At 31.6% G+C, this 26,640-nt stretch carries 23 protein-coding genes and 2 pseudogenes; 10 read left to right on the plus strand and 15 right to left on the minus strand.

Features of this window, described 5'->3' with window-relative positions; genetic code table 11:
- Positions 1-371: 371 nt before the first annotated feature.
- The 12 genes and pseudogenes from LS64_RS12770 to LS64_RS06080 all read right to left on the minus strand — a co-directional run bounded on the left by LS64_RS12770 (position 372) and on the right by LS64_RS06080 (position 12,148).
- Positions 372-566 carry a hypothetical protein gene (locus LS64_RS12770; RefSeq protein ID WP_034570258.1) on the minus strand — a complete coding sequence of 65 codons (195 nt, stop codon included), beginning with the start codon at positions 564-566 and terminating at the stop codon, positions 372-374.
- A 10-nt stretch (positions 567-576) separates the two neighbouring features.
- Positions 577-1,215, minus strand: coding sequence for a hypothetical protein (locus tag LS64_RS12775; RefSeq protein ID WP_193554427.1), 639 nt, complete (start codon positions 1,213-1,215; stop codon positions 577-579).
- Positions 1,216-1,331: 116 nt separating this feature from the next.
- A pseudogene (locus LS64_RS06040) lies at positions 1,332-2,073 on the minus strand (IS1595 family transposase).
- A 413-nt stretch (positions 2,074-2,486) separates the two neighbouring features.
- Positions 2,487-2,687, minus strand: coding sequence for a hypothetical protein (locus tag LS64_RS12780; RefSeq protein ID WP_052062292.1), 201 nt, complete (start codon positions 2,685-2,687; stop codon positions 2,487-2,489).
- The gene (locus LS64_RS06045; protein WP_052062293.1) at positions 2,681-2,950 is read right to left on the minus strand and encodes a hypothetical protein; all 270 of its coding nucleotides are present in this window, start codon (positions 2,948-2,950) and stop codon (positions 2,681-2,683) included. Before LS64_RS06045 ends, LS64_RS12780 begins: the two co-directional genes overlap by 7 nt.
- The gene (locus LS64_RS06050) at positions 2,943-3,164 is read right to left on the minus strand and encodes a hypothetical protein (protein WP_052062294.1); all 222 of its coding nucleotides are present in this window, start codon (positions 3,162-3,164) and stop codon (positions 2,943-2,945) included. Before LS64_RS06050 ends, LS64_RS06045 begins: the two co-directional genes overlap by 8 nt.
- Positions 3,165-3,862: 698 nt before the next feature.
- On the minus strand, positions 3,863-4,111 hold the full coding sequence (locus tag LS64_RS06060) for a hypothetical protein (protein WP_138127270.1): 249 nt from the start codon (positions 4,109-4,111) through the stop codon (positions 3,863-3,865).
- Positions 4,112-4,305: 194 nt separating this feature from the next.
- Positions 4,306-5,097: pseudogene (locus LS64_RS06065) on the minus strand (IS1595 family transposase).
- Positions 5,098-5,546: 449 nt separating this feature from the next.
- Positions 5,547-5,669, minus strand: a complete 123-nt coding sequence (locus LS64_RS13600; RefSeq protein ID WP_272916616.1) for a hypothetical protein — start codon at positions 5,667-5,669, stop codon at positions 5,547-5,549.
- 23 nt (positions 5,670-5,692) lie between these two features.
- Positions 5,693-7,039, minus strand: coding sequence for a hypothetical protein (locus LS64_RS06070; RefSeq protein ID WP_034573709.1), 1,347 nt, complete (start codon positions 7,037-7,039; stop codon positions 5,693-5,695).
- Positions 7,040-7,064: 25 nt separating this feature from the next.
- Complete coding sequence (locus LS64_RS06075) at positions 7,065-10,865, minus strand: hypothetical protein (RefSeq protein ID WP_118949221.1); 3,801 nt, start codon at positions 10,863-10,865, stop codon at positions 7,065-7,067.
- Between the two features lie 113 nt (positions 10,866-10,978).
- Positions 10,979-12,148 (minus strand): glutathionylspermidine synthase family protein, encoded by a 1,170-nt coding sequence (locus LS64_RS06080; RefSeq protein ID WP_034571165.1) that lies wholly within the window; start codon positions 12,146-12,148, stop codon positions 10,979-10,981.
- A gap of 146 nt (positions 12,149-12,294) precedes the next feature.
- Here LS64_RS06080 and LS64_RS13195 point away from each other — a divergent pair, with 146 nt between their 5' ends.
- From LS64_RS13195 to dcd, 6 genes are all read left to right on the plus strand, one after another.
- Positions 12,295-16,968, plus strand: a complete 4,674-nt coding sequence (locus tag LS64_RS13195; RefSeq protein WP_238699470.1) for a type IIG restriction enzyme/methyltransferase — start codon at positions 12,295-12,297, stop codon at positions 16,966-16,968.
- A gap of 74 nt (positions 16,969-17,042) precedes the next feature.
- Positions 17,043-17,726 carry a TaqI-like C-terminal specificity domain-containing protein gene (locus LS64_RS06095; protein ID WP_081948293.1) on the plus strand — a complete coding sequence of 228 codons (684 nt, stop codon included), beginning with the start codon at positions 17,043-17,045 and terminating at the stop codon, positions 17,724-17,726.
- A 39-nt stretch (positions 17,727-17,765) separates the two neighbouring features.
- Complete coding sequence (locus LS64_RS06100; protein ID WP_034571161.1) at positions 17,766-17,987, plus strand: hypothetical protein; 222 nt, start codon at positions 17,766-17,768, stop codon at positions 17,985-17,987.
- The gene (locus LS64_RS12925; RefSeq protein ID WP_202391503.1) at positions 17,987-18,154 is read left to right on the plus strand and encodes a type II toxin-antitoxin system RelE family toxin; all 168 of its coding nucleotides are present in this window, start codon (positions 17,987-17,989) and stop codon (positions 18,152-18,154) included. The genes LS64_RS06100 and LS64_RS12925 overlap by 1 nt, the downstream gene beginning before the upstream one ends.
- Positions 18,138-18,248, plus strand: a complete 111-nt coding sequence (locus tag LS64_RS13950; RefSeq protein ID WP_419879984.1) for a type II toxin-antitoxin system RelE family toxin — start codon at positions 18,138-18,140, stop codon at positions 18,246-18,248. Before LS64_RS12925 ends, LS64_RS13950 begins: the two co-directional genes overlap by 17 nt.
- Positions 18,249-18,394: 146 nt before the next feature.
- A complete protein-coding gene (gene dcd / locus LS64_RS06110) occupies positions 18,395-18,961 on the plus strand; it encodes a dCTP deaminase (RefSeq protein WP_034571159.1) in 567 nt (188 codons plus the stop codon).
- A 60-nt stretch (positions 18,962-19,021) separates the two neighbouring features.
- Here dcd and LS64_RS06115 read toward each other — a convergent pair whose 3' ends face one another.
- The gene (locus LS64_RS06115; RefSeq protein ID WP_118949222.1) at positions 19,022-19,678 is read right to left on the minus strand and encodes a bacteriohemerythrin; all 657 of its coding nucleotides are present in this window, start codon (positions 19,676-19,678) and stop codon (positions 19,022-19,024) included.
- 477 nt (positions 19,679-20,155) lie between these two features.
- Between LS64_RS06115 and LS64_RS06120 the strand changes: the two genes are divergently transcribed.
- Both LS64_RS06120 and LS64_RS06125 read left to right on the plus strand, forming a co-directional pair.
- Complete coding sequence (locus LS64_RS06120; RefSeq protein WP_118949223.1) at positions 20,156-21,742, plus strand: methyl-accepting chemotaxis protein; 1,587 nt, start codon at positions 20,156-20,158, stop codon at positions 21,740-21,742.
- Between the two features lie 31 nt (positions 21,743-21,773).
- Entirely contained in the window at positions 21,774-22,490 is a 717-nt protein-coding gene (locus tag LS64_RS06125) for a hypothetical protein (protein ID WP_034573275.1), read from the plus strand.
- Between the two features lie 49 nt (positions 22,491-22,539).
- On the opposite strand, the gene LS64_RS06130 is transcribed toward LS64_RS06125, so the two are convergent.
- Positions 22,540-23,775 (minus strand): porin, encoded by a 1,236-nt coding sequence (locus LS64_RS06130; RefSeq protein WP_034573273.1) that lies wholly within the window; start codon positions 23,773-23,775, stop codon positions 22,540-22,542.
- A gap of 292 nt (positions 23,776-24,067) precedes the next feature.
- Here LS64_RS06130 and LS64_RS06135 point away from each other — a divergent pair, with 292 nt between their 5' ends.
- On the plus strand, positions 24,068-24,865 hold the full coding sequence (locus LS64_RS06135; RefSeq protein ID WP_052062648.1) for a formyltransferase family protein: 798 nt from the start codon (positions 24,068-24,070) through the stop codon (positions 24,863-24,865).
- A gap of 95 nt (positions 24,866-24,960) precedes the next feature.
- Positions 24,961-25,935, plus strand: coding sequence for a 5'/3'-nucleotidase SurE (gene surE, locus LS64_RS12420; protein WP_034573272.1), 975 nt, complete (start codon positions 24,961-24,963; stop codon positions 25,933-25,935).
- A gap of 4 nt (positions 25,936-25,939) precedes the next feature.
- Here the strand turns inward: surE and LS64_RS06145 are convergent, their stop codons facing one another.
- Entirely contained in the window at positions 25,940-26,629 is a 690-nt protein-coding gene (locus tag LS64_RS06145) for an RBBP9/YdeN family alpha/beta hydrolase (protein WP_052062647.1), read from the minus strand.
- Between the last annotated feature and the right edge of the window lie 11 nt (positions 26,630-26,640).

Here is a 26,640-nt window from a genome sequence, read left to right on the forward strand (position 1 = left end):
TGTATTAAGTGATTTAGCAAATATAGCAAAAACTCGTTTTAAAGTGGAATGCAAGGTTATATTGACAAATGCAGATTCTAGCAATGATTTAGAATCTAAGAAGCTTAATGCGTTTGTGATTAAAGATTACACACAAAAGAATAAAAATAGATTCTAAGATTAATGTTTGCTAGATTCTAATTTTGGAATGAATAGAATCTAATATTTTATTTCTACTTTTATCTTAAAATTTTCTTAATTTAATTTTCATTTAAGTTTTTATTTTGTAATGATTTGATATAATTTCATTTAAGATTTTTAGTTGCTAAAATCTTAATGTTATTTGAAATCTTAAGGATAGCTTAAAATATGCAAAGTTGTTAGTAAAATTGTTAGTAACAATTTTCTAAACTTGCTTTTTTTAGCTTTAAAAGTGCGTGTATAACGATATTGTAGATTAAAAAAGTATAATTTAGAATCCAAAAATATGTATTTTTAAATTCTAAAAATAAATCAAAATACCCATACGCTGCCCAAGCTAACTCAGCATTATCTCTTAGGTTTTTAATTTGTTGTTTATGATTCATTTATCGTCCTTTATAAATATCTTAATAGTGCAAAATCATACTTATCTATAAAATAGATATAAGCAGACATTATTAATAATATTATACTTATTAATTTCCATACAGCAAAGTTTCGAGCTATATCTTTTAATAAAAAAATTATGGAATATGGAAATAATGGAATTAACATGAGTGTTATATAAAAATGAGTAGCCTTTTGTAAATCTCCTATTAATCCATAAAACCCAAAAGTAAAAAACAAACTAAAAACTCCATAAATTATCAATAAAATTAAGAATGTATTGCTTTTCATATTTGCCCCTTTAAATACTATTATATTTACTTGTATTTCTCCAAATTCTCCATTGAGTTTATCCGAGTTAGTTTTATCATCTATTGCATTTAGCAAGTTTGACTGCCAAGTATTATCTTGCCTTAAATTAACCAATACTTCTTGTCCTTGATATTCTTTGCTTACTATGTGTTCTATAGTGATTTCTACTTCTTTATATCCTCTTGGATAGCTTTTATCTTCAATTTTATTACCCATGGAATCTAATTCATAAATATTCCTAGGAATATTATTAGAATCTTTTAATAAATCAAAATAAAAATAACTTGCTTGTGCAAGTTCAGCATAGTCTTTGAGGTTGTTGATTACTTGTTTCATTTTGATTGCCTTTTGTTTTTATAAATTATTATAAATATTGCTATACATACAATAGTATTTATTAGATAAAATAAAAAACTATCGCTATGAAACTCAAAAAATAGTATAAAATAGGCTCAAGACAACTTAAGCGGATATTTTCTAATCAATTTTAGTAAAATTTTATACAAATCTTTACCTTCATTTTTAGTATTATATCTAAATTCTGTTTCTTTTAAATGCAAGTAAAAATTTTCTTTTTTTATACCTTTAAATTTTGCTAAACGATGCTTGGCATAACCCCAAAAATTTTCAATTCCATTGATGTGATTTTTACCATTTGCAAACTCATTTTCGCTGTGTTTCACTCTGTAATGCGCCAATGCTCCAAAATCTACTAAAGCATCATAAGATTTCCACGTATCACTATAAATTATAGAATCTTTAAGGCTATAAAACTGCGTTATTATCGGCATTAGCTCATCTTTAGAGCAATTTTTTACAATCTGCGTATATACTTTTCCATTGCGTTTTAAATTGCCATGAAATTCCGCAAGGACAAACACAGGCGTTTTTTTGCTAGCCCCTCTACCTTACCTTTTTTGCCTTTCACTCTTTTTGGTCCAAAGTAGGATTCATCCACTTCAATTTCACCTTTTAATTGTGAAATTTTTTCACATTCTTTTGCCATTAATTTTCGAATTTCTTTGAATATTTTATTGAGAGAATTTCTAGAAATTTTGCAAATTTTTGCGATTTTTACCGCCTCAAAGCGTAGTTTCTTTAGTAATATCAAGACAAAAATGCCACAAAATTTCTCTAAATTTAGCCTCCGAAATTCGTGAACGTATGTTACCCATTTTTCATCGGTGTAATCATAACTTAAAGCCCATTACAAAAGAGCTTAAGTTGTCTTGAGCCTAAAATAATATAAAATAACACAAAGCAACAACAATAAATACAAAACAACAACAAGAAATAATCTCTTAGCCTTGTTTATCTTTTCATATATTAAATAAAAAAAATATGGAAATAATGGCATAAAGATTAATAAAAAAATAAATACAGCATTCCCAAAAAAGTTGCATTATGTCCCATGGCACCACCAATGACACAGCCTAAGCCCCAAAATATAACCCAGCAAATATAAAGTATTTTTAATATTTTTATAAGTAGCCTTTACCTTTATTGTTATAATCTAACACAAATGTTTGAGTTAATACCCACCTAGTGAATGCCCTGTAAGTGTGAGAGAATTTGAGCTTTTATTTGTGGATATTGACTTATGCACTCTATATAAAGAAGTTTAGTATATTTTCGTAGTATGCTTGTGGCACTTGCCCTTTTGTTAATAGATTCCAAAAATCAGCTTCTATATAATCCCTTGTATCATAGCTACCACGAATAGCTAGTGTATATTGTTCAGAATCTTTATGTGTAAATAAACAAGCATGAAAACCTTTTGAGTTATTTTTAGTAAAATGTTCTAGCAATTCATATCTTTCAAAAAATCTTTTTGCTTGGTTGGGAGACATATCACCATTAAGCTTATTATCAAACAACCAACCTGTATCTTTAACCCCATATCCTTTGAGGTCATGTCTAAAATATCGGTACAGGTGATGATAGTGTCTTTTTTGTTTCCATAGCTATCCTTATCAATAAATCTTTTGCCCAAAAAATTAAAATACCCATAAGTTGCCCACGCTAATTCAGCATTGTCTCTTAGCCGTTTAATTTGCTCTTTATTATTCATTGCTATCCCTTAAAAATCTACTAGAACAGCTTATAGTTTCTTCTTCCCATTCCCACCTATAAGTTGCTATTCCTTGTTGCCTTAATAAATAACGATTTGTATGCCAAGTGCCAGATATTCTCATTTTTATTTTATCCATATTTTTTAACGAAAAATCTCTAAGCATACCATAAAACCACAATGAATTATCGTTTTTATTGGCGACTTGCGTCATATATTTTATTTCTTTTGTTTTATAGTAAGTGCTACTTGTTAGTAGCTTTATAGCATTGTCTCTAATCTTATTTCAATCCAAACTATCCAAACTCAAATCAAAATAACTTAAGATTTTATTATATTTTTCTTTATTGTCTGGAAGTTTATTTAATTCACACATTTGTTTAAACCTCCAAAAACTAGGCTCTAAATAAAGTGAATATGGCGTATAATAAAATATTATTAATCCCACAGCAACAATAAACACTAAAATCTTTGAAACTTTTTTGTGTGATTTAAAGGCTTTTTTATATACAATCCAGCATATAAGGTAAGATAAAGTAAAGATTATAAGCAAAAACATTATGATAAATAACATTTATTTCCTTTATTTAGATTCTATTGTAAAAAGATAGTGTGTATTTTTTAGATTTTATGTCTTGAGATATTATAGCAAAAGCCTAATTTGATTCTATAAAATCTTTTTTAACTTCTGCACTCTATAACCTTAGAATTTAGATAAAAGTGTCGCAACTATCCCAAGGCTAGTTCTGCCATTTCTTTTAATTTTTCTATCTGTTTCTTATTGCTCATAGCCTATTCTTATATCACTATTGGTACCGCAAAAATACTTCATTTTTGCTAAAAGTAGGATCAATATAATATCTACATGTTAGTATCATTTTTTTTATATTATCCTTTGTTGTTATGTCGCTATTAATATATTTCCATTATAGGATAAAACTTATCTCTAATTGTAATTTTATAGTTATATCTATCACTTAAATAATCTTTAAAATCTAGTTTTTCCTTATACCATTTATTTAGTTTGCCCCAATCTAAATTATCCAAATTTTTACTATAATATCCTAAAAGTTTATTGTATTTTTCTTTATTATCTAGCAATCCATTTAATTCATACATTTCTTCAAACTTGTAATGGCTAGGTTGAAATGAATAAGGCACAAACCACCCCGGCCAATATTATCCACAATCACTATAAACAATACCGATATTACAAAGCTAGAGCCAATAACCATACTTGTGCGTTTTTGTAATCTATTATTACTAAGTGCTATCAAAATGACAGATATAATTTTGATAAGTGCCCATAACACAAATACTACAAACATAATCAATAAAAATATAATAAATATGGCTCAAGACAACTTAAGCGGATATTTTCTAATCAATTTTAGTAAAATTTTATACAAATCTTTGCCTTCATTTTTCTAAAGAAACTTCGTTTTGACATTATATCTAAATTACTAAAGAAACTTCGTTTTCTAAAGAAGCTACGCTTTCTGTTTCTTTTAAATGCAAGTAAAAATTTTCTTTTTTTATACCTTTAAATTTTGCTAAACGATGCTTGGCATAACCCCAAAAATTTTCAATTCCATTGATGTGATTTTTACCATTTGCAAACTCATTTTGGCTGTGTTTTACTCTGTAATGAGCTAGCGCTCCATAATCAACTAAAGCGTCATAAGACTTCCACGTATCGCTATAGATTATAGAATCTTTAAGGGTAGAAAACTGCGTTATTATCGGCATTAGTTCATCTTTGGAGCAATTTTTTACAATCTGCGTATATACCTTTCCATTGCGTTTTAGCACACCATGAAATTCCGCAAGGACAAAAACGGGCGTTTTTTTGCTAGCTTCTCTACCTTTTTTGCCTTTCACTCTTTTTGGTCCAAAGTAGGATTCATCCACTTCTATTTCGCCTTTTAATTGTGAAATTTTTTCGCATTCTTTTGCCATCAATTTTCGAATTTCTTTGAATATTTTATTGAGAGAATTTCTAGAAATTTTGCAAATTTTAGCGATTTTTACCGCCTCAAAACGCAGTTTCTTTAGTAATATCAAGACAAAAATGCCACAAAATCTCTCTAAATTTAGCCTCCGAAATTCGTGAACGTATGTTACCCATTTTTCATCGGTGTAATCATAACTTAAAGCTCCTTTAAAAGAGCTTAAGTTGTCTTGAGCCTTTCTTTTTAAATCTTTATCACCTAAAGTTATACCATCTATTCCTTTCCATTCTTCCTTTGGATTTGAGTGGTATTTATTCTCATAAATATAATGTAACTTTGCATAACTAGCATCAGCACAATATGCACAGTCTTAAGATTTTCTATTATTTCTTTATTTTTACCCATTTGTTATCCCTTAGAATAAATTTATTTTTTATACTAACCCCACCCATTTTTTTAGTAGTATATCAATAAAAACGCCAACTCTAATCACCACCTAGCCAAAACCATGCTCTGTAATAAAATCATCTTTCATACAAAATAACATGCTTTTTACCTTGAGAATCTATAAAATAATAACCATATTGCTTAAACTCTAATTCTCTTAAAATCATATCTTTGTGCTATATTAGTATCATCAATTTTTATCTATTAGGCAAAGTCTTTACTTCTTCATCATTATATGCTCTATTTGCTCTAATATCTTGATATAAAAATTCATCAAAGATATAAAGCCCACTTTCTTTTTTATATAACTTCCTAAACATAATTAACACCTTTGTATTTGAGTTTAATCTTTAATATTATGTATTTTAGCATAATCTAGTATTTTTTGACGAAGTTCAGCAGGGAAAGATTCTCTATATATTGCTGGGATTCTAGGGTCTAGCTTAGAATCTAGTTTACCTTCTTTATAAAGTCCCTCTAAATATTCAGGGATATAGTAAGTTGGAGCATTTGGGTAGCCTTGTGGGGGTGTTACTGCCATGATTTTAGCATGAAGTTCTATAATGTCATATTCTAGTTCGGGATTTTCAATGTCCAGCAAGTATGGAATATCTAATGCTAAAGTATCAGCTCTTCTTTTTATTAAAAAGTTTGCTTTTTCTGCAAAAGCTATTTTACTTTCGTTTGTAGAATCTGAATCTCTAGGGTCTTTTAATAATCCATTTGCCAATAAAACATCAATCTCCTCAATTATATCACCATGCACATCAATTCTGCTAAAATCCATTATCCAATCTACTCCTATGATTTCATCTATATATGGGAGCATACCAAATTTATCTGGTTTAATTTTTTTAGCAATGGCTGCAACTTGTTGTTTTCGTAAAGGATTTTTCCTTAAGCCTAATCGTTGATTGCCTATGATATTTTCTATATAACTTTCATATTCTTTTCGTCCCATAAAATCAGTGCTTGTTGCATCAAGTTGCATTTGTAATACTAGGGCTTGTATATGTCTTGCTTGAAAACCTAATTTATCTCTTGAAAGATATTCTGGTTTGCCTAGTATCCCTGCTGCTATACCCCATTCTTGCCTAAATAAATATGATTTTAGAGTATCTTTATTAATATCTACTTGATAAAAGATTTCTTCATATTCTTTATTTATCACTCTACCATTTTCATCTACTCCACCTATAGCATCAAAGGGTATATCTATTACTGCACTTCTTAAGCCACTTCTAATAACAAGATATTTATATCTTTCTTTTTTTGTCTTTAAAGATTCATAATATGCTTTTTCTTTCTTAGTCCATGGAGCTATTGTTCCTTTTACTGGGTCTTTATAATAAAGTTTTTGTATTTCTTTAAATTTTAATAGATTAGATTGTTGTCCTGTATGGTAGTTTGGGTCTAGATAGTTTGGTTTGTAGTTGGCGTAAGGGGAAGATTGTATGATTTTGTTTGTCTCATTTAACAATTTTGTAGCTCTTAGAGCATCTTGTTTTAAAAATTCTTTATCTGTGATTGGAATCTTTTTAACTTCATTATCAAAAATTGTCGTAAAATCAAAACTATAATCCTTTAAAATCACATTGCCATGAGAATCTAATCCTATATTATTATTAAACATATCTTGCGTTGTTTTCATTACTTTATCATTGTCTTTATCGCTACTTGATAGCCACATATCCATTATCCTTGTATTTTGTATTCTATCCTAGCCATAGCCCATCTTCCATGATTATCGTGGTAGCTAGTCTGCCTATGAGTTTGGGGCGTTTTTTGCCTTTGCTGTAAGTGCTTGTTCCCACATACAACGCCCTAATATTATTTTGTCCTATGGTATTTAAACATTCTAAAAGTCTCCTTGCTTTGTTTTTATCATCTTTATAGCTTAGCATTACACCTTTGTTATTAAACTTTCTTGTGTGAGTAAAGTAATAGTCTTTGTAATCATTTAAAATAGTCAAGACTTCATTATAAGAATCAATAGCTGATTTTTTGCCATCTTCTTCTAAAGCTTTGAAATGCATATAAAGACTATCTGGGTCATCACTTTTTGGCACTTGATATTTAAGTATATTATCTATGCTTATATTTGGCTCTTTGTCTATAATATCGCCATTGCTGCTAATATCCTTATGATTAAACCAGGTATAATCTGGTATTTGCTTATCTATATCTAGCTCTATATCATTTATGTCTTTTGCTCCTCTTTTTTCATCAATGATTATATAGCTTAGGAGTTTGCGAATTGTAAATTCCATAATTTTATCATAAGGTCTATTTTGTTTAAGATGATAAGCTAAGCCTATGTGATGAGTAAGCCCACCTGTGCAAAGCTCTGTGCCATATATCATAGATTTCATATCAAAAGATATAAACTTAGAATTTATAAGCATAGGGTAGTAAGTAAAATGCCTTTCTTTTTCTTTTACTTTTTCATTTCTTTTTACCGCATATGGTAAATCATAATAAAATGTATATCGCTTGTGTATCATACTATCATATTCTCTTTTATAGGCTTCATAATGTGTGCTGAAATATTGTTCTAAAATAATATCTAATCCTATATCTATAGCTACGGCAACAAGATTTAATTTGAATGAATATATAAATTTATTAGTATAAAATTGCTTTGCTTGAAAGAAAATTTCTCGCGCTTGAATTTCACCTAAAAGATAAGATTGTGGCTTACCGCCACTATAAGTAAAGCAAATCTTTTTAACAAGTCTTTTATCATAAGTAGAAGTCATAGTATTTATAAGTTTTTCTTTTATAGCTTTAAGCTCTAAATGTTTTACATTACTATCAATGGTATCAAGTATAAAGGCAGTTTTTGCTTCAAAGTGTGCTAGTTGTGCCTTAGTGTGCCTTAGTTCTACTTGTGCAAAACCTCTAAAGAAATTTTGCAAAGACTCTTTATTTTTTAGATTTGATAGCTCTGTTAGTTTTGCTTTTATTTTATCTATATAAGTTATATTGCTATCCAAAGCTTTTGATATATTTTTAACATCACTATTAATTCCAATATGCACACGTATGCTTGTAGGGTATAAAAAAAGTGAAAATATCCCTATTTCTGTTAGTAATGTTTGATACAATGGATTAAAGCCCTTATTTGTTATGATTTGAATAAAAATAGCAATACAATGCTTTGTGGCATCAATCATATTTTCATGTGTAAAGTTTATAAATGGGCATATCGCTCCTAATATTTTTAACATTGAAGTATAAAATATTTCTTTGGTTCGCTCTTTGTGTATAATATCAACATATTTTTCACCATAATTTTTAATTTGTGCTTCTTGTAATTTTATCTCTTTATCAAAATCAACTCCCATATCTTTTTGTATTTCTTTATCAAGTATTTTTGCATCTTCATTAATATAAGTATTCATAAACTCTTTAATATAATCTATAAAATCTTGGCTAAGATTTATGTTTTGTGTTAATGTAGTATGTAACAATTTACTTTGTAATTCTTCTGCTATTGTAACATTATGATTTGATTGTGAATAGGGTATATCAAATTTCCACGTTTTTTTTAGGCAAGAAATATTAAGATATTTAGAGTTAGACAATTTTGAATCTTTTATATCACTTTCTAATTTAAAACTTAGAAAATTTATTTTAAATATATACAAACCATAAAAAAGAGTAAAGATTGATAGTAAAGATTTATCTAATTTTTTATTACCATTATGAAAATTTTGTAATTGATTAAGATAGTCTTTAGCTATCTGCTCTTCATTAGTAATAATATCTTGCATTTCTTTTGGGGATTTAAAAAAAGATTCTATATAGTCTAAGCCATAGCTATTTTTTAGAAAATCTAAATTTTCCTTTATTGAGCGTCTTTCACTTAGTAAATTAAACTCTACGCTACTTGGTGTATATCCCATATCACCCTTACTCAATTCTTTGTTTATTTCGTCTAATTCTTGTTGTATTTGTTTATGCTCTTTGCTATCAACAAGTGCGTTTTTTACTTTTTTATCATCTACTCTTACAAATGCTGAAAGTTGGAGTAAATAAGGCTCATCATCCTTTTTTTCTACTTCTATCCTATAAGTGCTATAATCTCTTTTTGTGTTGTAGCTTGATTGTTTGTTTTGATAGTTTATTATGATATGTTGTTTTTCGTGATTGTTTATATCATCTTTGATTTTATTGTTTGTGATAGTTTTTGTGATTGTTTCTGTAAGTTTTGCGTTATACTTGCTTGGGGCATTTGTGATTAAGAGATAGTTTTTTGCCATTTTTGTTATGTGATTATTAGGATATTGCGTGTTTTTGTTATTAAAGATTTCAGCTAATAAGGCAGAATTAAAATGCGGAGATTCTATATAAACAAGGTGATTTAGCCTTTTAGTTTCTTCTATAATACTATCAAGCAATAAATGTTTTTTAATATCTCGCTCTTTTTGTTTATTTTGTTGTTTGTATATATTTAATGCTTTAGTTTCAAAGGCACTACTTTTTATCATAGGTGGTATAGATATATAATATTGTTGTAATAACTTGAGTATATCTATTTTATTCTCTTTGTTGTATATAAATTCTCCTTTAAGGGCAATGTTTTGAGAGCAAGACAATAATGTATCATCTATATTAAGGTTAAATCCAGATAAATCTATAAATTCTATTTTAGAATTATTGTCATTTTCCATTGTGCTTTCTACAATAAGTATACAAGATAGCAGCCTAGTATTTGTGAGCTGTATATACATAGCTAACTCTGTGGATAAAAACTCTATAATTGGATTTTTTATATATTGATATTTTTTATCTTGAAGTATTTGATAATCTAGTAGTGATGCAAGTAAGCTAGCAGATAATCCTAGTAGCACAATACTCGCACTTCCACCTGTAATAAATACCAAAACAACACCACATATTGTTTTTATAATATTTTTTAAATTTTCATTATCTTTATCTTGTATGGCTTGTTTTATATAGTTTTCTAGTGTATCTATTATTCTTGCTAACTCTACTTTATCACCATCTTTGATAATATCATTAAACAAAATAGATTCATTTATGATATTTTCAATATGTTTAATAATTGTTTCTTTGAAAGGTTGCAGGGATAATTGTTTTATATCTTTAATGTCGTCTAGCATATCAGCTAAACTATCATACTTTTTGGTAAGTCCTGCAGATTTTCTAATTTGCTCCGTAAAGATATTCATAATATCATTATCTTTGTTGTAATATCGTATGATATTAATTTTATGATTTGTGTATTGCCTATACTTCCCCTTAAATATTTGCTCTTCAATAAGTTCATCAAAAGAATGTATTGTTATATGTGTTTGTTTGATATTGTTTATAGATAATAATTGCTTATAAATTTCTTGTCCTAAATTTTTTGGTTTAAAAGCTATTTTGGTAAATTTTTCATTAAAATTTGGACAAATAAAATCAATTTTATTTATTAAATATCCATTATTTGGCTTTAATAAATTTTTAATCTCTTTTATAAGCTCTTTTTTAGTATTTATTAGCATATTCTTTTAATCCTTATTTTGACAAAATTATATCTTAATATTAATAAAGCAAATAATTTAATACCATTAGAATTTTTTAAACCTTACAATTAGATTCTATATACTAACACAACCTAATCAATTATATGACTAACAAATTTTGAATAGTTGTCCATGATTTCCCCGCCTTTGCGAAAGCCTAAGCCGCAAGATTCATACGCAAAAAAGACATTTGCTTGATAAAAGCTGCCATTGTTTGAGTTTAGCGGGTAAAATTCTTGGAAAACGGCTTTGTGATTGCCATATTCGCCCTCTTTGCTATTGATAGGGCGACCTTGCGCATCTAGTATCGCCACATTTGCGCCCTCTCTACCAAAGGAGCGTTTCTGCACCTGCTTTTTATTTAGCGGCTCGTAACTAGATTCTAATAACAGCGGATGATTTGGGTATAAATCCCACAAGATTTTTAGAATCCGCTTACTTTGAAACAACGCAGTATAAGCTGGATTAAGCAATATCGCCTTTTCATTTCTCATTATATCTTGCAAAATGAGGGCTAGTTCAGGCTCATCAATAGCGATATTTTCCCATGGGATAAATTTAAACCAAAATTCGTAATTTTCATCGTTATAAAATACGCCATCTGTTGGGCTAAGATTTGTCTCATCCACATAGCAAAAGTTCGTAATTAGCCCTGCATTATTTGCCATATCTTGCAAAAACCGCACCGTGCGTTCCTCCTCGCTACTACCGCGAATGCTAGAAAATAGCACTTTCCAGCCCTGATACTTCTCCTCAAAGTCGCTAACATCATCACTCAAGGTAATTAGCCGCTTAAAATTCTCACTAATTGCGTCATAAATGTTGTTAAACTGCTTATTTTCATCAAAGCCATTTGCCTTAAGTAACGCCCACTGCACAGCAGCGCTCTCATAAAGCATCGTAGGCGTATCCGCGTTAAACTCAAGCAGCTTAATAGGCGTCCCATCAAGCCCACCCGCAAGGTCAAAACGCCCATAAATGTGCCAATTCACATCATTCTCAAAGCTATCCACAATCATATCCACAAGGCTATTTGGTATGTCTAAATCATAAAAAAGATTATTGTCAATTACGTGTTGCGCCGCCTCCACATACATATCATAAAGCTCGTTACACGCCTCATAATACGCCTCCGCCTCGCTCTCGCTAATATGCACCAGCTCATTGCTAATATACTGCGTATTATCAGGGTCTGTGTGCCACTCTAGCCCGATTTGCTCTAATTCTTTTGCATTAAATGGCTTTAATGTTGTGATTTTCATTTTGTGTCCTTAAAATTATAGAATCTAAGAAAAATTATGCCTTAAGTTTGTGAAACCTAGTTAATATAAAGGATTTCATAAGTAGATTCTAACATTTTAAGTATAATTTTGCTTTTAGATTCTATGATTTAAAGGGCGTGGGAAAGATGAGTGCGGATAGTGTAAATATGGTGGAGAAGTTGCGGGTAAATTTACTTACTGCTGGGGAGAGCTTAAGTCCTTTTTATCAAAAAAGTTTGATTAATGAGAATGAATATGAAACGTTTAAACGCCGCCTTGATAAATATATCCACAATTTGCATAATTCACAAAGCCAAAATGAACGCTCCATTATCTCAAATATCTTGCAGCCTTTTTTGAAAAATTGCGGCTTAAATGTAGAATCTGGCGATAAACTAAAGGGCAATAGCGAGATTGATTTAAGCGTGTATTTAGATTCTAACACTTCAAGCATAGAAAACACTAAAAGCAAAGATTCTAACAAATCCTTGAAAGCCATTTTTGAAGCCAAAAAGTTTGAAAATAAAAACGAAATGTTTAGTGAAAAAAATGTGAATTGCAAGGCGCTGCATGAAGCGATTTTGTATTATTTTATCGCGCGATTTAAAGGGGAAATGCCGCGATTTGTAGTGATTACAAATTTTTATGATTTTTATATTTTTAATGGATTTCCTGCTGATAGATACAATAATGATATAAATAATTTTGAATCTTTATTTTTTGATAACAAATGTTTTAAAAATCTAAAAGAGCGTTGCAAGGGCAATCTAAGCATTAATACAGATAAATTTTATAGTGAGTGCAAGGCGATTTTAGATTCTAAATCTTATTTAGATTCTATAAAAAATAAGAATGATTTACTTAGCCAGCCGCAAATTAATGCGATTTTTGTGAGTGTAGATTCTAATAAATTACAGAATCTAGATTCTAAAAGCCTATCGCCCACCCTGCCACCCCATTTTGAAAACGCCCAGCCACCCAAAGAACCATCCCATTTACAGAATCTAGATTCTAAAAACGCCCTGCCACCTTTAAATAATTCCCAAATGCCCACCCGACCACCCCATTTTGAAAACGCCCTACCACCCAACTTTAAAAACGACAGACCACAAACAGATTCTAAAAATATCCCAAACTACAAACAACTTTATAGAATCTTCAATGAGCAATTCCTATGCGATACATTTAATCCAAATGATGCAAATATTTTAAATGTAAGATTCTATAACGAATTGCTTTATATCTTAGGACTTAGCGAAAAGGAAGAAGAAGGCATAACAAAAATAGTAAAAAGCAAAGAGAGCGAAAATAAAAAAGGCACACTTTATTATAATATAGAATCTAGCCTAATAGATTCTAACAAACCACACGATTTAAAAGATGTAATAGCCCTTATAATCCTTTGGCTTAACCGAATCTTATTTCTAAAACTTGTCGAAACAAATCTAATAAATTTCAATAAAGACTATAAACTAGCCTTTTTAAACCTACAAAAAATTACAAATTTTAAAGATTTTAGCGAGCTATTCTTTAAATGCCTTGCAAAAAACTATGAAAACCGAGATGATTTAAAAGCGAAATTTCAATACTTACCATATCTAAACTCAAGCCTTTTTCAAAAAAGCGATATAGAATCTAATTCACTTGATATTTCTAATCTTAAGGATAATTTAAAGCTAGATTATTACCACGCCACGCAGGTAAAGGATAAAAATGCAAAGGCTAAAAGTGGTGAAGTTAATTTCTTAGAATATCTTTTCACTTTCTTAGATTCATTTGATTTTGGCATTGAGATTATGACTAAAGATGGGCTTATGCCGGATAATAAAGATTTGATTAGCTCTAGTGCTTTAGGACTGATATTTGAAAAGCTAAATGGTTATGAAGATGGCAGCTTTTATACGCCTAGCTTTATTACTAGCTTTATGTGTAGGGAAGCTTTGGAATCTATTGTGATAGAAAGATTTACTAATGAATATAAATTTAAAGCAAAAGATTTTGCTAACTTGAAAGATGCCTTAAAAGATAAGCTAGATGATAGCGATGATAGAATCACGCTTAAGAATGAATACAAAAAGATTCTAGAATCTATTAAGATTTGCGACCCAAGCGTAGGAAGTGCGCACTTTTTAGTAAGTATGCTAAATGAAATGATAAATATTTATTTTAAATTAGGACTTTGCCTAAATAACGCATTAGTATTTCTAAATAACGATACATTGCAAATAATTGATAAAACCACAGGTAAAAATTTCATTTATGAAAAACCACAAAATGATAGAATCTTAAATGAATCTCAAATGCAAAACTTGCAAAAAGAGCTATTTCATCTAAAACAAAACATCATTGAAAATAACCTTTTTGGTGTGGATATAAATAATAATTCATGTGAAATATCGCGTTTGCGATTATGGATAGAGCTACTTAAAAACAGCTATTATTTAGAATCTAATACACAAAAATATCACAATCTAAATACCCTACCAAATATTGATATAAATATCAAATGTGGGAATAGTTTAATACATCGCTTTAATATGCAAGATTCACTAAAACATATAAGAAATATAAATGAGCAAATCAAAACCTACAAAGCCTTAGTCACAGAATACAAAACAGGAAATACACTGCGACAAACGCCCATAAATAAAGCCGACTTAGAATCTCAAATAAAAAAGATTCAGCAAAGCTTTACCATAACGCTTAAAAATCCAAAGCAAAAAGAAAAGTTAGAATCTTTAATAGACGCACACATTAAAAGTTTTGGCACTTTTATGCTTGATAATAGAAGTTTGCTTGATGGTTTGCAAATCCACGCAGCAAATCTTTTTGGCAATCCAACCCTAAACGAGCAAGAGCAAGAAGCCGCCGCAATATCCTTTGGTAAAATCACACTAGAGCGAAAGAAGCTAGATTCTATAGAAAGCGGTGAAATGTATAAAGATGCACTTGAATGGCGATTTTGCTTTCCTGAAGTGCTAGATTCTAAAGGCGACTTTGAAGGCTTTGATATAATTATAGGAAATCCACCATATATAAGACAAGAAAAAATAAGGCATTTAAAAGACGCCCTAAGCAAATATGCGATTTATAACAGCACGAGTGATATTTTCACATACTTTTTTGAGCTAGGATTTAATCTACTAAAGCCAAATGGAATCTTTTCTATGATTACAAGTAATAAGTTTTGCCGTGCAAATTATGGTGAGAATCTAAGAGCCTTTTTACTAAACCAAACGCAGATTCTAAGCTATACAGAGCTAAATGGTATAAAGGTATTTGACGCTGCCACCGTGGATGTAGGCATTTTAAGTTATAAAAAACCAAGCGAATCGTCATTGCGAGCGACAGCGAAGCAATCCATAGAATCTACCGCTTCAAAGGGTGGCAGGGTGGGAATAGATAAAAAAGATTCTATAGATTCTACCAACTCAAAAGACAACAAAGATTCTATAGAATCCAAAAGCGAATCGTCATTGCGAGGCTTTGAAAAAGCCGAAGCAATCCATAAAAACGCCAAATCGTCATTGCGAGCGTCAGCGAAGCAATCCATAGAATCTACAAATACAAACATAGATTGCCACGAATCTGCTAACGCAGATTCTCGCAATGACGATAACAATAAAACCTTTATCTATCGCCAGCCAAAAGATATAAACGATTTAAACACAAAGCTAAAAGACTTAGAAACAAAACTGCATTTGAATCTAAGCGAGTATTTAAACGAAATGATTTTAAAGACAAATACCCTAAGTAGCAAGGCTTTTATATTCGCTCCCCCTGCTATCCACGCCTTAAAAGCAAAGATAGAAAGCAAAGGCGTCCCCTTAAAAGAATGGGATATTTCTATCAATTATGGAATCAAAACAGGCTATAACCCCGCCTTTATCATCACTACAGCTACGCGAGATTCTATCCTTAAGCAATGTGATAATACACAAAAAAGCCTTTTACCTGTTACTACAAATACTTTTCCGTCATTGCGAGTGAGCGACAGCGAACGAAGCAATCCACAAGACAACAAAGTGGATTGCCACGAATCTGCTAACGCAGATTCTCGCAATGACAAAAATATAGAATCTAAATCTCGCAATGACAAAAATCACATACTTTTAAATGAATATAAACGAACAAAGCTACTAATAAAGCCCATTTTGCGCGGTCGCGATATAAAGCGATATAGCTATCAGTGGGATAATTTGTGGGTGATAAATACGCATAATGGCTACAAGCTAGATTCTAACAAAAAACCCCCGCCGATAGATATAAATGAATATCCAGCACTAAAAAATCACTTAGATAGATTCTATCCACAAATAGCGAAGCGAAGCGACAAAGGAAACACACCATATAACCTTAGAAATTGCGCATACTTACCGCTTTTTGATAAAGAAAAAATCGTATATAGCGAAATCGTCCAAAAAGAACCACAATTTTATTTAGACAATGGAGACTTTAAATTCGGTCATTTTTACGCCGAAGCCACTAGCTTTATTTTAAGCGGCGAAAATTTGCGTTACTTACTTGGAATCTTAAATTCCAAAATTGTCACTTTTGCCTTTAAGACTTTTTATGCAGGCGGCGGCTTAGGCTCTGCGTTTCGATATAAAAAGGCATTTTTAGAAAACCTACCCATACCAAAAATAAACGCAAAGCAAGAAAAGCAAATCACAGATATTGTAAATGAAATCTTAGAATCTAAAAAGCAAAATCAAAATACAGGGGCTTTAGAATCTAAACTAGATTCTATAATCTATAAACTTTATGATTTAAATAAAGATGAAATAGACCAAATCACTCTCTCTCTCTCTCTCTCCTAATAGCCCAGATTCTAATAATTGCAATAGAATCTAAATCACTAAATTTAGTCAAACTTTTATTAAATAATTTTGAAATGCAAATAAAAGACGCCTTTAGATTCTGCAACGACTTAAAAATCCCAACACTAGAATACGAAGGGAAAATCGTGTATCCAGAAACGACACGTGGCGTAAATTTCATATTTGACAACAAAGGATATTTTTTAGATAAAACCTGCTTTATGATTTGCGGGGGAAATCTAAAATATATTTTAGGAATCTTAAATTCAAAATTATCACTTTGGTATTTAAATTATGTATGTTCTACATTAGGGGCGAGTGCCTTAACTATGAGCAAACAATTTTTAGAAACAATCCCCATACCAAAAATAGAATCAAACCCCACCCTAGCCCAAAAAATAATCACATTAGTAGATAAGATTCTAAAATCTAATTCGTCATTGCGAGTGAAACGAAGCAATCCACAAAACGAAGCGTCATTGCGAGGCGAAGCCGAAGCAATCCATAATAACGACAAAGTAGATTGCCACGATTTAAATTCTAACGAATTTAAATCTCTCAATGACAAAAATTTAGATTCCATAAACCCCACAAAATCCTTAGAATCTAAACTCAAAGATTCTATAAACAACACAAATTCTTTAGAATCTAAAAAAGATTCTAATATAGATATAAATTCTTTAGAATCTAACCTAGACCAACTAATCTACCAACTCTACAACTTAACCACAGATGAAATAAATCTCATAGAATCATAGATAAAATACACAATAAAAGAATTCTATAAAGGAAATAATATGACACTAAATCTATCAAAGGAAGCAAGAGAGCAATTGTCACACATTGCAAAAGAGCAAAATAAAAGCAGTGAAGATGTCGCTAAAGAGGCTGTTTTAGAATATTTGCAAGAATATTTACAAGATATGCAAGACTACAAAAATGCCCTAAATGCTAGAAATAATCGCAACAAAAATGAGTGCGTAAAATCAAGTGAATTATTTAAGCAAATGGGTATTTAATGGCTTATGAAATTTTATTTGACAAAGACGCCCAAAAGCAGTTTAAAAAGCTAGATTCTAATACCCAAAAAAGTATAAAATCTTTTATTTTAGAGTTAGAAAAGCTTGAAAATCCACGCAGTAAAGGCAAAGCTTTAGTAAATAATCTAAGTGGTTTTGCGATATAGAGTTGGCAGTTATCGTATAATCTGTGACTTGCAAGATAGTGAAAAAATCATATATGTTGTAAAAATCGCTCATAGAAAAGATGTGTATAAATAATATTGCACTTAGAATCTAAACAAGATTCTATAAATTCTTTAGAATCTAAACTAGACCAACTAATCTACCAACTCTACAACTTAACCCAAGATGAAATAAATCTCATAGAATCTTAGCTACAATATAGATTCTAAAAAGGAGAAAAAATGGGCTTAAAAAGTGATACTTGGATACGAGAAAATAGCGTGCAGCACGGGATGATTGAGCCTTTTGTGGATAGCCAAATAGCTAAAGGCGTGGTTAGCTTTGGCTTGTCAAGTTATGGCTATGATATTCGCGTGGGAAATGAGTTTATGATATTCACAAATATCGGCGCCACGCTTGTCGACCCTAAGAAATTTGATGAGAAAAATGTCGTGCAGGTCGATACTAGCGATACTGGCTACTGCATTGTCCCGCCGAACTCTTTTGCGTTGGCGCGCACCATTGAGTATTTTCGCATACCGCGTGATGTGCTTTGTATTTGTCTAGGCAAAAGCACGTATGCTAGGTGTGGCATTATTGTGAATGTGACGCCTTTTGAGCCAGAGTTTGAGGGGCATATAACTATTGAAATCTCAAATACCACGCCACTTCCAGCTAAGATTTACTCAAACGAGGGCATAGCTCAAGTGCTTTTCTTTAGCGGCGATAGCGTGTGCGAGCAAAGCTACAAAGATAAAAGCGGGAAATATCAATATCAAAAGGGCATAACACTCCCTAAAATGCGCTAGGATATACCAAAAATAGATTTTTCTTGATAACTTTGAATCTAGATTCTAACCCACACAAACCTACGCCTCAATATCCGTAATATACTTAATAAAAGTCGTGCAGTCAGGGCATTTCACACCCTCGCCTGCTTGAATCTTAGCGTGGATTTCAGGAGCGATATTGTATGTTTTCCCGCACAGGCAGGTATACATGTGCATTTTTTGCTTTTGCTTTGCTGGGGCTTGCTTTTGCTTTGGCTCCATAACCGCCTTTTTTAGCATATCATTATGCTGCGTATTTGTCGGGGCGTCATCCTTTTTCGCACTCGCAGCGGCTTTTGCCCGCTCCTGGTTCATCTCCTCGACATATCGCGCATAGCCCATATCATCTTTCAAAATGTGATTTAGCAGCCACTGCTCCATGATAATCACAAGCTTTTGCTTAAAATCATAGCCCATATTTTTCACAAGGTTTGTCATTTCGCTAACGATGTGCTTGTGCTTTTCTTGATGGCTCTCAAGCATCGGGTATTGAATGCTACGCATATACTCCTCCTCATCGCTAAAATGCGTCCGCATATACTCAAAAAGCGCCGCCAACATTTTCTTAATCTCAGTTGGGTTCGTCTGCTTGCCTATCATATTATCAGCCATATTTGCCAGCTCAAAAAGCTTCTTATGCTGCTCATCAATCAGGTAATTATTCACACTATACTTATCATCCCAAGCTAATAACATACTCTCTCCCTTTAAAGTGAAATCTCGCAAAACAACAATATTAGAATCTACTAGCAAAAAGTATGACAAAATGCTAAAAATGCGAAAATTTTCCTAAAAAAACTCGCCTTTTTCTACATTTTTACTCTTAAGATTCTGCTTAGTTCTAAGTTTATAGAATCTAATTTGCTTTTAGATTCTAAGATTATAGAATCTTATGGGTCAAAATTGCATATTTTGCTAAACCTTTATTTTATCCTTTTCTTTTTTAAAGAAAGTTTAATTTTGAGAAAAAAATGATAAAATTTAAGAAAATTCAATAAATGTAAAGCACAATATAAAACAAAACTTATAAGTCTTTAAGATTTAAATTATAAAAATTTATAAACTTTGGAATCTATTTTGCATTTTCCCTTACAAGATTCTAAATTAAAAAATATAAACTAAAAAGCTAGATTCTAGTATAATATACAATCACAAAAATGTAAAAGGTAGTGTATGTTAAAGACTTTTAGGGCTAAGGTGTTATTTACGCTTTTTATTTTCATTATCTTTGGCTTTAGTGGGCTGTATGTGATTATCTCAAATGGCTATGACAAGGTCGCGCAAAAAGAGGGCATAAGCATTGCAAATATGCTAGGAGATTCTATATTCCAAACCGTGCGAATGTCGATGAACTTTGGCGATAGAGAGATAATGGATGCTGGGCTAAAGCAAGCAGGCGAGATTGAGGGCGTGCAGGGCGTTAGCATTTTTCGTAGCAATATTGTAAATGAGATTTATAGCCCTGATGAAAAGCAGACTACACGCGCTGATATTATTAGAATCTTTGAATCTAAACAGGCTAGTATTGTGGAGGATAAGTCAATAGAGGGCTTTGTGCTGCATAAGCCTTTGATTGCAAATGAGACTTGTATGCAATGCCACGCAAATGCCAAGCCAGATGATGTTTTAGGCGTCTTAGAGCTAAAGATTTCGCTTGCTAGCACTTATGACCAAATTGATGAAACGCAGCATTATTTGCTAATTACTATGGTGATTGCAAGCATCCTTGCCCTTGTCGCCCTTTACTTTTTCTTTAATAAAGAGCTAGTTACACCGCTAAATCAACTAAAAGGGATGGCGCAAGAGCTGACAGAGGGCGGCAGTGGCGATTTAACAAAACGTATAAAAATAAAAAGCCAAGATGAAATCGGCACAACGTCCCTTTATGTCAATAAATTTATCGAAACAATACAAAATACAATCGCCCTAAGCAAAGGCGTGAGTGAAGAAAATACGCTAACTTGTCTGCAGCTAAATGAAATAGCACAGATTCTAAGTAAAAATAGCGATGAGCAATTTGTAGTCGTGGATAAGGTTAGCACACTTACCCAAGATATTGATAATCAAATAAATGTGGTGGAAAGCACGACACAGCAGACAATTAATGACATTACAGAAACGGGAAATATCTTAGATGAATTTGTGGGGAATTTGCAAGATTCTATAAATCTAATCACAGAATCTGCTAGCGAGCAAGAGCAAGTCATCACAAATATGGACCATTTGAGTGAAAATGCGAATAATATCCGCTCGATTTTGGCATTAATCAAAGATATTAGCGAGCAAACAAATGTGTTAGCGCTAAATGCAGCAATAGAAGCCGCAAGAGCTGGGGAGTATGGCAGGAGTTTCGCCGTAGTAGCCGACCAAGTAAAGCAATTAGCCCAACGAACGCAAAAGTCTTTAGAAGAAATCGGCTCAAATGTGAATCTAGTAACTCAAAGTGTCGCTGACGTGCAGCAAACCATATCAAATGTAACGACAAAAATGCACGAAATAACCGACAAAACCGCCCCGCTAATCGAACATGCAAATAACACAAAGCAAAAATTGCAGGTTACAAAGGATAATTCGTTGTCTTTGCAAGAAATAAGCAATGCCATCGCACATCACATAAAAGATTTAAATAAGATGATGGAAACAATCACACGCTTTAGCTCAAGCAACCAAAATGTAGGACACAACATACAAAATGTCGTAAATGATATGACGCAAAAGGCACAAATGCTAGAAGATTCCATATCGAAGTTTAAGACGTGATAGCGAAATGACTGATAATAGAAGGTTTATAGTGAAAAAAATTATTTTATTATGCCTTATTAATATGTGTTATGCCGCTATACCTACAACAAATAAAGAATTTAGTGATAATAATATGCCACAAGATTCTAAAACAATAAAACATAATGTTATGCTTGGAGCTACATTTGGTATTGGCATTGCATTTGATATATTGCAGGCAAGTGGCGTATGGGATGTAAAAGAAACAAGTTATCCATATAGAAATGCAAATATAAAAACTAATGTAAATATGGGTTCTGTAAGTATTTTTGGCTCTTATCAGTATATTGGACACACTCTACATTTTCTTAGTGATACAAGACTTGGTTTTGGAGCGAATGTACTAACAAGCGATTATGATTACTCATTATATCTAGAACAGCTTACGGGGTATTATTTTCCTTTCGGTAATAATGTGGGACTTGCCTTTAAGATAGGATTAATACTAAATATATTGGTGCCAGAAAAATATAGTGAAGTAAATGATACATCAATATATCCTTACATGCCGTTAAATACAGATATAACGGCTATATATTTTTTTGGCTCTAAGATTGGGTTAGAATATAATTTTTCTAATATTACTTTAGGAGGATTTTTTACATATTTATTTTACTATGATATTAGTATAGCAAGTAGCGTAGATACTACTTCATTAAATATGTATAATGCCATAAATAAAAGTTTTCCTTATGGTTGGCAGGTCGAAATTGTATATAGATTTTAGAGATTCTATATATAGATAAAATTCTAAAGAAATTATAGAATCTTGAACCCTAAAAATTAAACTCTGCTCTAACTAATGCTGCAAACCCACCTAGCGATAGTGGTGTATCTGTGCTTGTGTTATTTGCATTAACAGAAACATTATTAGATACACCTGTGCCATAATATCCTATATGTGGTGTTAAAGTTATGTATTGATTTACTTTTACAGGTAGGTTAGCCATTACCATATAGCTTGTTATGTTTGTTGATATTGTTTGTGCGTTATTAGCTGTATTGTATTTGTCAAAAGCGGTTTGAAATCCAGCTCCTACTCTAAGAGATATTTTGTCATTTAAGGCATATCCACCTTCTGCATACACACCTATAACATTTATATTTGAAAATAATGCAAGATTAGTATAGCTATTTATAGCTGCGTGATTATATCCACCCATATATCCCACTACACGTTCTTCATTAGCATTATAGCCATAGTGAGCAATAGCTGATATATACAATTTTTTATTTAAAAGATGATATTTTCCAGCTGCTAGGATATGAAAAGAGTTTGTTCCGCTACCATTTGCCACTGTGGCGTTAATGTATCGATATGATAATCCAGCCTTAGCCTCAAGACTTCCGCCTTTATAATCGTATGCTAGGGCTATTCTAGGCATTAGATTTCTTCTTAGATTCCCAGTGGTATTTACAGATGCTAGAACTTTGGTTAATTCCCCTGGGTTATCTTCAATTAATGCTATAGTTGCACCAAAGATAGAATATTGTAGCTGAAACTTACGCACAGAAATAGGCAACGCACCAAATCCCCACGCACCATTATCGGTAGCCATTACATCATTCACAAATCCTGTAACAACCGTAGGTGTATTTGTCTTTCCAAAAGTAACTTTACCATAATCACCAAAAGTATATTGACCATACATTAAACGAAAGCCTACATCATTATTACTGCCTAAGATTCCAGGCTCTTGCAAACCTAACTCAATATGCCCTAAAAACTTACCGATAGTAAATTTAGCTCCAAGTCTTGAATTTGTTTGCAACCCCATATTCCAGCCTGTACTCCAGTTTCTATTTGTAACAGCACCTATACCAGTGTCATTATCACCAGTAGTTATACTTCGACTTCGATACGCAGCACCTTCCATGATATATCCACGGATATTTCCATATACTTCTACCTTAGCCCCTTTTTCCTCGTTGTTATACACTTCCAAAGCACTAAGCGGAGTGCTAATAGCACACAAAGCCAAACCATTCATTAACCATTTTGAAATTCTCATTTTTTCTCCTTTATTTATGATTAAAGTATTACTACTATATTGCAATATTTCTTAAAGTTTTCTTAAAATTTAGATTTTATTTGCAATAAATATTATATTGTGATAATTTTTCACATATAAATATAAAAAAATCATAATTTTTCACATATAAATATAAAAAAATCATAATTTTTCAATAGAATCTAGCTTATTAAACACACATTTAACGCAATGTATAGAATCTAAGCTGCATAAAAAAATAAGATTACGAAAAGTAACAGATTCTATTACTCATAAAACAAAAAGGTAAAAAATGAAACAAATCGTAATTTTAACAAGTGATAGTTTGCGACACACATTTATGCGAAAGGCAACCGCATTAAATAGCAATATAAAAGTGCTAAAAAGCTACTGCGAAACGCATAGCAATAGAATTTATGAGTATGCTACAAGCAAGATTCAGCAAGAGCATTTGAAATATCGAGACTTAAGCGAAAAAGATTTTTTTGAGCCATTTGTTAAACTTACTCCTGATTATTCAAATCCCATTTTTATACAAAAAAACGAAATAAATGAGCAAAAACATATAGATTCTATAATTTCTCTAAATCCTGATTTGATTATCGCGTATGGATGTAGCATTATTAAGGAGCCTTTGCTAAATGCCTTTAAACATAGAATCTTAAATGTGCATTTAGGCTTGTCGCCATATTATCGTGGGAGTGGGACTAACTTTTTCCCTTTTGTAAATAATGAATTGCAATATGTTGGTGCGACCTTTATGTATATGGATAGTGGCATTGACACAGGGGAAATTATCCATCAAATACAAGCGGATATTTATGAAAACGATGATATACACAAAATCGGCAATCGGCTTATAACCAAAATCGCTTATTACTACATTGCAATAATCAATAATTTTGAGAATCTAGATTCTATAAAACAACCGCAAGATAAAAATGGCAAATTATATAAAAATAAAGATTTTACAGAATCTAGCATTGAAAAAATAAATGAAAATATGCAACACAATATGATAAAAAACTATTTGCAAAATAAACCAAATGTGAAGTTATATACTAATCCTAAGTTGGATGTTAAATATTAGTTTTTCTATAAGTTTTTTACGCTTTCATAAAAAATAATTTTAAATTTTTTAGCTACACTTATGGGTTTAAAATATTTTTAACTAAAAGGACAAAAATGTCAAAAAATAAAAAAATAATCTTTATTACAAACGATGATGGCTACATTAGCAAGGGTTTTATTGAGCTAAGAGACGCTCTTAGTAAAATTGCGCGAGTGATTGCAGTAGCCCCAGCAAATGAGAAATCAGCATGTGGGCATGGCTTAAGCGTGCAAAAGCCCTTAGAGCTAATCAAAGTTGAGAATGATTTTTACAAACTAGATGATGGAAACCCTAGCGATTGCGTGTATGTAGGAATGCGGCGACTTTTTAATTTTGATACGCACGATGCAAATCAAGATTTTAAAAACGCCAAAAGTATAGAATCTAATAAAAGCAAAAATATCCATAATTTAGAATCTAAAGCCACTGAAAGTTCTAAAAATCATAATTTACCTACTAAGCCCGACCTTGTCATTTCTGGTATAAATATCGGCTCGAATATGGGCGAGGACACTACATATTCTGGCACGGTCGCGGGGGCTATGGAGGGCGCAATTCACGGCATTCCTAGCATTGCGATTTCGCAGTTTATCAATGATGATTTTAGCGAGGATTTTAAGACGCAAAGCCGCGATTTTAGCTTGGCGCTCGACTTTATCGTGGATTTGGCTAGCAAGATTCTAAGTGGCAAGTATGAAATTAAGCACAGGAAGTTTTTGAATGTGAATGTCCCTGCAATTGCGGCTAGTGCGTGCAAGGGCGTGCGTGTGACCCAGCTTGGCTATCGGCTTTTTAATGGCGCTCTTAGCGTGTATGAAAGCCCACGCAGACACACTTTCAACTACATGGCAATGAATCCTTTTAGGTATCATGAGCGTGATAATGCAAACAATCCTTATTTTAATGCCACGCCCTACAACCTACGTGATTTAGGCATTATTAGCGACTTTGAGGCGATAAATCAGGGCTATATTTCGCTTACACCTATGCAGCTAGATTCTACAAGTTATGAGGATATTCGCGCGCTAGATTCTATATTGAAATCATAAATTGTTAATTATTTATAGAATCTATGATTATATCGTAAAGTAGTGGCATAGTATTAACACCTTCTCTATCCATAAAGTGTTTGCCCGTAGGTGTTTGAATGAATATTGCCTGCAGTTTTGTCGCTAGATTCTGACTTAAAGTGGTAGGGACGATTTCGTCATTTCTAGCTGAAAATACAAAAGCAGTTTTTACTCTAGAATTAACCTTACTAAAATCTAAAGTAGGTTTTGTAAAACTATCAAGCTGTGGTAGTATTTGCAAACTTTCATAAAAACCACTAACTAAAAAAACACCTCCAATTTTACCCTTAAAATTTTTAGAGTTTTTAGAATCTAGATTCTCTAAATATCGCAAAATAGTAATACAACCTAGTGAATGCCCCACAAAATAAGTATTTTCATCCAAATTTTGCACTTCATTTTTTAATGTATTTAACCATTCTTGCAAATTTGGATTTTCACTATTTGGCATATTTAGAACTTTCACATTTACACTATTGTTTTTTTCTAGTTCATTTTTAAGCCATTTAAACCAGTGTTTATCGGCATTTGCCGCAAAACCATGCACGATAATCACTTGCTTATTCTTATAATCTTTTTTAGATTCTGAATCCTTAATATGCTTAGAATCTACTGCAAAAAAACATTGCGAACAAAGCATAAAAATACTAAACAACACCACCAACTTTTTCATTACAAACCTTT

The organism is Helicobacter saguini (genome assembly GCF_000762875.2).
GTDB lineage: Bacteria > Campylobacterota > Campylobacteria > Campylobacterales > Helicobacteraceae > Helicobacter_A > Helicobacter_A saguini.